This is a genomic window from Lederbergia sp. NSJ-179, from assembly GCF_022867885.1.
GTDB lineage: Bacteria > Bacillota > Bacilli > Bacillales > Bacillaceae_C > Lederbergia.
The window spans coordinates 1-1,198 of the sequence record NZ_JALIFP010000102.1 but is presented as its reverse complement, the minus strand read 5'-3'; the positions used below and the strand labels follow the sequence as shown (position 1 = coordinate 1,198).

Sequence of the window (1,198 nt, the reverse complement as noted above, 5' to 3'; positions counted from 1 at the left end):
AGGATGGCTCACAAACAAAAATTAATGGTGGGTAATCCAACCTCGTAAGCCATGCAAATCCTTCTGGCTGTAACATAGTAGAAGATCCACGTTCTACCCCACCTTAAAAATTAAAAATCTGTGTCTTGACAATGGGGTCCACTTTAATCTTTACCCGTATTTAAAGAGAAATGTTATGGCTAAAGTAGATATACATAGAGAAAAGCATACTGATACAGAAAAAGCTGAACGTATCTTCAGTAAAATATTAGTAGATGACGAGATTGAAAAATTTAGGGATTTTGTTGCTTCAGATTATGGCCGTATGATTAAAGAAAATAAACGCAAGTATAATTACTATTTAAAAAACCGTGAACGTGATCTTGCCATCATTAGCTTAGTATTAGGATCCGGCTTGCGTGTGTCTGAAACTGTCAGTATTGATATTGACAAAGTCGACTGGAATAATCAACATGTATTGATACGCCGTAAAGGCGGAAAGTATGATAAAATGGTCTTTTCAGATGTTGCTCTGGCTGATCTGCTTGAGTATCGAAAGGTACGTGATATAACTTATCCAGCTGCTAAATCTGAGAAAGCATTATTTCTTTCCCTTCCTTCCGGAAATGGTGTATCAGCACGTTTAACTAAAAACTCAGTTCAAAAAATGGTTGATAAGTATGCCGAAGCTTTTGGAAACTCTCCATTTTGTATTTTTAAACAAATTTTGGGTCTCAGCAGACTGACTTAGACTCTCTGCAGCTGCTACATTGAGACTAAAACCCGTAATTATTCCTACCGACAACAATGCGAAAAGTATTTTTTTATCTAAAAATCTCCTCCTAGAATCCCATAACGATAAAATGAAAATCATTTGACCAATCCCTTATTCTGAATCCAAGGTCGTTTTTAATGCATTGTTCATGAATGTCTAGTGGTTCAAAAAAACGACAGCGCTTTCGATGGGACAGTTTGCACTCCAGTTTCACATTTTTTTAGAACCCATATTCCGCGCCCCTTTGAAAGCCTAAAATCTTTTTTGCAGGAATTCCCCCATGTCCTATCGAAGGTAAGGGTATGAAGACCGTGGGGTGATTGCAATGAATAATCCAATTCCGCAGATTCCTGACTTTCAAGTATGTCGAGTCGGATCGGCTCCTGTTATTCGTCAATTAATAGACAAATTAGGACTCATCGATCGAATTGATCAGCTCTCTCC

Annotated in this window: 1 protein-coding gene; it reads left to right on the top strand. The window is 37.6% G+C overall.

Annotated features, from left to right (window positions below; genetic code table 11):
- Window positions 1-175: 175 nt before the first annotated feature.
- Window positions 176-730, top strand: coding sequence for a tyrosine-type recombinase/integrase (locus MUB24_RS22975; RefSeq protein WP_244708074.1), 555 nt, complete (start codon window positions 176-178; stop codon window positions 728-730).
- Window positions 731-1,198 lie beyond the last annotated feature (468 nt).